This is a genomic window from Dellaglioa sp. CoH-55-MRSF-8, from assembly GCF_056782195.1.
Genome location: NZ_JBXAYH010000068.1, coordinates 242 through 481, shown reverse-complemented (window position 1 = coordinate 481; position 240 = coordinate 242).

Below are 240 nucleotides of genomic sequence, written 5' to 3'. Positions count from 1 at the left end.
CAGGGGACATCTGCATCACGTGATGCAGATACATCTGTTCAAACCCGGGCCCCGGCAACTCGATGGATCACATACGATAAGTACGGGCACGTCGCAGCACGCCGTATGGAGCATATCCTAGCTGAACTCCGTGAGGCGTTCGTCGAACACGGTGTGAATGAGTATGAACTGGTCGTCAGTACCATTGATTGGAAAAGGGTAGACGTAGCGTGTAACATTCTGCTGATCGACGACGACATC